The organism is Moraxella sp. CTOTU47724, assembly GCF_032014955.1.
Taxonomy (GTDB): Bacteria; Pseudomonadota; Gammaproteobacteria; order Pseudomonadales; family Moraxellaceae; genus Faucicola; species Faucicola tetraodonis.
In genome coordinates, this window is record NZ_DALZSV010000009.1 from 55,539 (window position 1) to 62,637 (window position 7,099).

The window sequence follows — 7,099 nt, forward strand, 5'->3', positions numbered from 1 at the left end:
TATTTTCAAACACTGTAATAAGCGTCTACAAAAGTACTTTTTTGCACTTTTTCATATTTTTACGTTAAGATAATTGTCTAAAAAACGCTTTGGCAACTGACACGGTTGCAGCAAGGAAAATAATTATGAAAGTAGTCATCAGTGACGGCATCGAATACGCCCTAAATCTTAATTATCGTACCATCGATATTGAATCGACCGACTATACCAATATTGCAGCAATTGTGGTCACGATGACAGACTTGCCTCGTGTGTATCAAGATATTGAAGATTTGGGGTTTGCTATTCCGATATTTGTGGCGATTGAATATGGTGATGTAGTGCCTGATGAATGGCTACCCAATGTGTATGGTGTGCTAGAGCTGGCAGATGATCAAAAGTTTTATAACGGACAATTGGTCAATGCGGCAGCGGCGGATTATATCGCCACGCTCGATCCGCCTTTTTTCCAAGCCCTGATGGACTATACCGACTATGGCAATGCGGCGTTTGACTGTCCTGGACACCAAGGCGGACAGTTTTTTCGTAAGCATCCTTCTGGCAGACGCTTTTATTTATACTTTGGGGAAACGTTATTTCGTGCCGACTCCTGTAATGCCGATGTCCGTCTTGGCGATTTGCTAATTCATGAAGGACCAGCTTTTGAGGCACAAGCGCATGCGGCGAAAGTGTTTAATGCCGATAAAACCTACTTTGTGCTCAACGGTACTTCCTCTTCCAATAAAATTGCGATTGGTGCCTTAGTGGCGCATGGTGATTTGGTACTGTTTGACCGTAACAATCACAAATCTGTGTACCAAGGCGCCTTAACCATGGCAGGTGGTACGCCTGTGTATTTAGAGACCGACCGCAATGCTTATGGTTTGATTGGCGGCATTCCCGCCCATTGTTTTGAGGAAGCCGAAATCCGTGAGCGTATTCGTGAAGTTGCGCCCGATAAAGCCGATGATGCCCGCCCATTTCGCTTGGCGGTAATTCAGCTGGGCACGTATGATGGCACTATTTATAACGCACGCCAAGTAGTAGATCGCATCGGGCATCTGTGTGACTATATTTTGTTTGACAGTGCTTGGGTGGGTTATGAGCAGTTTATCCCGATGATGCGTGATTGCTCGCCACTGCTGCTTGAGCTGGGTGAAAATGATCCTGGAATTTTGGTGACCCAATCGGTACATAAGCAACAAGCGGGCTTTTCTCAAGCCTCACAAATCCATAAAAAAGATAACCATATCAGCGGGCAAGCCCGTTATGTCAATCATAAACGCTTTAACAACTCGTTTATGATGCACGTGTCGACCTCGCCTTTTTACCCGTTGTTTGCCTCACTTGATGTCAATGCCAAAATGCATGAAGGTAAAGCCGGTCAGCGCATGTGGCATGAGTGTGTCATCGGCGGTATCGAAGCTCGTAAAATGCTGCTAGACACTTGTACCATGATTTTGCCGTTTGTTCCGCCTACAGTAGATGGGCAAGCTTGGCAAGACTACGATACCGAAACCATTGCCCATGATATTCGTTTTTTCCGCTTCGAGGCAGGGGCGCGTTGGCATGATTTTCAGCATTATGCCGATGACCAATACTTTATCGACCCGTGTAAACTACTACTGACCACGCCAGGCATTGATATGCAAACGGGCGAGTATGAAGCGACAGGGATTCCTGCCGCGATTTTGGCGCATTATCTGCGTGAAAGCTCGGTCATTCCAGAAAAAGCCGATTTAAACTCGATTTTATTCTTATTGACGCCTGCCGAAACTTTGGCAAAATTCCAGCACTTGGTCGCCCGTATCGTCAGTTTTGAAAAGCACATTCGCGAAAACAGCCCCGTCACCCAAGTGTTGCCGACACTGGCTAAGGCATATCCGCAGTACCGAAAACTGACCATCAATGAACTTTGCCAACTCATGCATAACTTCTATGCCAAGCATCAGCTGAATAAGCGACAAAAACAAATGTTCGAGCGCGAACATCGTCCCAAGGTTGCTATAAGCGCATTTGATGCCCATAATGCCTTTATCCGTAATGAGGTTGAGCTGGTTGCGCTAACAGAAATTCGCGGACGGGTGGCGATGGAAGGGGCGCTACCATATCCACCAGGGGTGTACTGTATTGTACCCGGTGAAGTGTGGGATGGGGCGGTGCTTGATTATTTCTTGGCACTGCAAGAAGGGGTTAATCGCTTGCCAGGCTTTGAGCCAGAAGTGCAGGGCGTGTACTGGGAGTATGACGACCAAGGTAAAAAGATTGCCTATGCCTATGTTTTAAAACAGTCTCACCAAATTTGATTGACGGTTTTTGATTCATAGGCTTTCTCGGTGAAGTCTATATTTGGCGCGTTTGCAGCAGTAACCAATGACGCAAAAATTGGTCTGTATAGATAGGTGCGATGTTATTTAATTAAATGATAATCATTATTATTTACATTCTCAATCTATTATTGGATAATGACGGCTCAATTTTTTAAGAGGCAGTCAAACAATGACAATGAAAGATTTTCGTCTCTACATGAGGCTTGGGCACCGCTATGTTGGATTCTTTATGGTTGGCATTATGCTGGTCTATTCGCTAAGTGGCATGTTGCTGGTATTTCGCGACACTGATTTTTTAAAATCTTCAAAAACTGTCAAGCAAGTCGTGGCAACCAATCTTGATGAGAAAAATTTAGCCAAAACCCTAAAAATGAAAAACATCGATTTTAGGGAGCAGCAGGGTGATATACAGCTTTTTAAAGATGGACAGTACAATACTAAAACAGGTGAGGTGACTTATACCAGCAAAAAGCTGCCTGTGGTATTAGATAAAATGGTGAATTTTCATAAAGCCCCGTCAAAGGGCAGTATGGGCGGATTGAATACATTATTTGGGTTGTCGTTACTATTTTTTGTGCTATCGAGTTTGTTTTTATTCACCCCAAGTTCCAAAATCTTTAAACGTGGTTTGGCGTTTGTTGCCGTTGGGGTGGTGTTGTCGGTGATTTTGTTGATGTTGTAAATTATCCTAACAAAAAGTTTTTCAGCAGCGTTTTGGCGCCTTCGGTGGCGAAGGATTCTGGGTGATATTGCACCCCTTGAATCGGATAGTCACGGTGGCGAATACCCATGATTTCATCGCCTGCTAGGCTGGCATCTTTGAGGTTTTTATCACTATGTTGCTCACTAGATACCACGCTGGTCACTACCAAACAATCGGGTAGTGAGGCGGCGTCGACCATCAGTGAATGATAACGCATGATGTCAAGCTGCTGTGGCAAACCTTGATACACGCCTTGACCATCGTGACGAATCGGTGATGTCTTGCCATGCATTGGCACATTGGCTCGCACCACTTGACCACCAAAAAAATGTGCAATCCCTTGCATGCCAAGACACACGCCTAGCAGCGGTATGGTTTTGCCAAGCTCAGTAATGACCTCACCACACACACCAAAATACGCAGGGTCATCGGGCGAACCTGGACCTGGGGAGATGATAATGCGGTCAGGATTCATGGCTTTGACGTCATCTAGCGTGATTTCGTTGTTGCGTTTGACCGTGACCTGAAAAGCACCTGGATATTCAGAGGATAGGATTTCACCAATATATTGGTATAGGTTAAAGGTAAAAGAATCGTAGTTATCAATAATTAACACTTGCATAGTTAACTCTAAAAATAGGTTTGGCGGTTATTTTAAACGTTTAAAATACTGCTGATATACATCGCTATCATGCGTATCTAGTTGGCGTATCGTCATGATGGAGCAGACTTTACTGCACTGGCGCAAAATTGGACAGTACAACTTTCATCGCAGACAGTTTTCGTACGATTTCTTCATATTCGTCTTCAGGATTGGAATCATACACATTGCCGCCGCAAGTTTGCGCATACGCTTTTTCGCCGTTGATAAACAGCGAGCGAATCGGGATAGCAAAAATACAATCCCCATTAAAACAAAACTGACCGAGTGCGCCACCGTAAGCGCCGCGACCATCGGGTTCTAGCGTATTTATAATTTTCATCGCTTCAATTTTGGGTGCGCCCGATAGCGTGCCTGCGGGAAAATTACTGGCAAGCGCGGTAAACATATCATGATTAGGGTCAAGAATACCGACGATTTCACTGGAGATATGCTGGACATGTGAAAAGCGCTTGATATCCATTAAGTTACGCACTTTAACCGTCCCAAAGCGTGCCACCCGCCCGATATCATTACGATGTAAGTCCACCAACATATTATGTTCGGCGATTTCTTTGGGGTCATTGAGCAAGGCGCGCGCTAATTGGCGATCTTCGGTCGCATCCTTGCCACGTTTGGTAGTACCCGCCAGTGGGAAGGTTTCCATCTCACCATTGCGCAATCGGAACAACAACTCAGGCGATGCGCCGATGATTTTTTGGGCACCAAATTTGACATAGTACATATGCGGTGACGGGTTGACTTCGCGCAGTTTACTATAAATTGGCATGCTATCGCCTTGGATGCGATAATGCGACTTGAAACCTACTTCACACTGGAAAATTAGCCCAGCTTTAATGTCTTCTTTGACTTTCATCACCGCTGCCGCATGTTGCTCGCGATTCATCCCATCGCCTAGATGCTCAGCAGTGGGCTCGGTATAGTCAGGCGAAATAGCGGTCAATAATGACTTGATTTCGTCAATACGATTGCTTTGGTGGTCGGTATGGTAATAATAATAAAAAATTTCACCGGTCATCTTATCAAGGCTTAACCCATCTAAGTAGACCCCGAATTTGAACGGCTCGAAATCATCACTGGTTTGAATATTCAGGGTCGGCTCAAAAAAATTGACACTATCAAATCCCAAAAAACCGACCAATCCGCCGGTATGGCTACGTGAAATCACATGCTGTGGGGTGATTTCGCGCAGTAGTTGGTAAGGATTGTCACAGGTATAATCCGTGCTTTCCCCCGTGCGATTGTTGATGATAGTTAAGGTATGGCGGTCTTTTGCCAACACCGTCATCGCAGGGTCAAAGCCGATGGCATGATGACGTGAGATATAGCTTTCTTCGCCCAACGATTCCAGTAAAAAACAAGTAGCGTATTTGGCTTCGATGCGTTTAAAGAGTTCAAAAAAATCAATGTCTTGTGCAAGTTTAATCAGGCTTGGTTTGCTGGCAAGGGCGATTTTTGGCGGTTTGGCGTGTGTAGTCATCATGGTGTCTTAAATTTATAGTGTCCTAAATTTACATTATCTTAAATTTATAGCGGCTTAAATTTACCCTATCTTAAATTTTAATCAATGTTTCAGTGTTCTAGTATGATGATACATTGTAATCAGATTAACCCCTGCTTGCAACTCTTTTATGGCATGACAGTTATTTTCACACGGATTTTCATCACTCTTCTAATCACCCCAAAGTATGTCACCCCAAAGTATGCTACTGTGATGGGGTTATTTGCGCTTGAAGCCATTATCACAAATTTATAAGTTTAAATGACTCAGATTTGGCAATAATTGGTTGATATCGTGTTGACCATATGCTTTGGCGCCCCGTGATACGGTTGCAATGCCCACCCCCAAGCGCTCAGCGATTTCGCGTTGTGGTAGCGCTTGCTGAAACAAGGCAAAAATCTGGATGCGGTTGGCGATTTCTTTTTGTTCTTTTTCAGTCAGTAGCGCTGCCAAAATTTCGCGGATAAAGTCACTATCATCGGTTTGGCTCAGTAGCTCAACCAAATAATCATAGGCGGGTAGGAATGATGGCGAAGTGTGCGGCATAGTAGGTTTTGTTTGAGTAAAAGAGGACAAGTAAAGCATTTCAGTGTTCTAGTATAGTGATACATTTTACGGCGTTTAGCAAGTGAACTCAATCGATTTTTATTCCTTTACAAAGCTAAAGAGGTGCGATGACTGGTTACGTTTGATTACAAAAGCGCAAATAACTGAATATTTAATCAAAGGTTATTCGACACAAAGTCGCTTTAGCGAGGTTCTATAATGTGGTTATAATAAAATTGCTTAGTTAAAAATCTAAGTGAGTTTATTAATTATAAACAATGACTATCAATCATAATTATTATAACCGCGCCGTTGTCTTTGGTTATTGTGTAGCAGTCTTAATGGGCAATTAAGAATGGGCAGTTAAGGTCAATGTCAAAAGGTAGCAGCGCGGTTTAAAGAGTTAGCTAACGCTAATGTTATTCAATACTAATCTTATGCAAAATAGGGCACTTCATTATGACAACCAACGCTAAAAACAACAGTGAATTTTTGAAAAATATGGCTTTTAAAAAGGTCGAGCACCAACCACAGCGGGAGGATTATCAATCTAATCAACCTGGCAATTCGATGCCGTTTAGTGATGCCCGAGGTAACTATCAGCGTAATATCGGTTTTGATACCGGGCGGTTTAAAGACAGTAAAGTCTATATCGTCGGCGGCGGTATTGGCGGGTTGGCAGCGGCGTATTATTTTATCCGAGATGCCCATATCCCAGGCGAGAACATTACTTTTTTAGAAGAATTAGCGGTGCAAGGCGGCTCACTCGATGGCGCTGGTAATGCCAAAGACGGTTATATCATGCGCGGCGGTCGTGAGATGATTACCACCTACGAGAATTTTTGGGATATGTTCCAAGATATACCTGCGCTAGAGCTACCAGAGCCTTATTCAGTGCTTGATGAATACCGCCTGATCAATGACAATGACCCCAACTATTCCAAAGCACGGTTGATTCATAACAAAGGCGACATCAAAGATTTTCACAAGTTTAATCTTAATAAAGCCGACCAACTTGCTATTGTTCGCTTATTACTAAAAAATCAAGACGAACTCGATAATCTCACCATCGAAGATTACTTTAGCCAAAGTTTTTTGGACAGTAATTTTTGGACGCTATGGCGTAGTATGTTTGCTTTTGAAAACTGGCACAGCTTACTTGAGTGCAAGCTTTACATGCACCGGTTTTTGGAAGCCTTAGATGGCATCAAAGATATGTCGACCCTGTTATTTGCCAAATACAACCAATATGACAGCTTTGTGGTACCTGCGCAAAAATTTTTGATCAATAAAGGCGTTAACCTACAAAGTGACACGTTAGTGACAGCGGTTGATTTTGAGCAGCAAGGCGACAAAAAAATCGTTAAAGGGCTGACAAC

Annotated in this window: 6 protein-coding genes; 3 read left to right on the top strand and 3 right to left on the bottom strand. The window is 43.6% G+C overall.

Going from position 1 to position 7,099, the window contains the following annotated elements:
* Positions 1-125 precede the first annotated feature (125 nt).
* Positions 126-2,285 carry an ornithine decarboxylase gene (gene speC / locus RTR63_RS03640; RefSeq protein WP_312522706.1) on the top strand — a complete coding sequence of 720 codons (2,160 nt, stop codon included), beginning with the start codon at positions 126-128 and terminating at the stop codon, positions 2,283-2,285.
* 193 nt (positions 2,286-2,478) lie between these two features.
* Complete coding sequence (locus tag RTR63_RS03645; RefSeq protein ID WP_312522707.1) at positions 2,479-2,991, top strand: hypothetical protein; 513 nt, start codon at positions 2,479-2,481, stop codon at positions 2,989-2,991.
* A gap of 1 nt (position 2,992) precedes the next feature.
* On the opposite strand, the gene RTR63_RS03650 is transcribed toward RTR63_RS03645, so the two are convergent.
* The 3 genes from RTR63_RS03650 to RTR63_RS03660 all read right to left on the bottom strand — a co-directional run bounded on the left by RTR63_RS03650 (position 2,993) and on the right by RTR63_RS03660 (position 5,720).
* Positions 2,993-3,634, bottom strand: a complete 642-nt coding sequence (locus RTR63_RS03650; protein ID WP_312522709.1) for an anthranilate synthase component II — start codon at positions 3,632-3,634, stop codon at positions 2,993-2,995.
* A 109-nt stretch (positions 3,635-3,743) separates the two neighbouring features.
* Entirely contained in the window at positions 3,744-5,156 is a 1,413-nt protein-coding gene (locus tag RTR63_RS03655) for an anthranilate synthase component I family protein (protein WP_409418190.1), read from the bottom strand.
* Between the two features lie 267 nt (positions 5,157-5,423).
* Positions 5,424-5,720 carry a Trp family transcriptional regulator gene (locus tag RTR63_RS03660; RefSeq protein WP_007116094.1) on the bottom strand — a complete coding sequence of 99 codons (297 nt, stop codon included), beginning with the start codon at positions 5,718-5,720 and terminating at the stop codon, positions 5,424-5,426.
* 459 nt (positions 5,721-6,179) lie between these two features.
* On the opposite strand from RTR63_RS03660, the gene RTR63_RS03665 reads away from it, so the two are divergent.
* The coding region (locus RTR63_RS03665) for an oleate hydratase (protein WP_312522711.1) at positions 6,180-7,099 on the top strand (920 nt) is incomplete at its 3' end.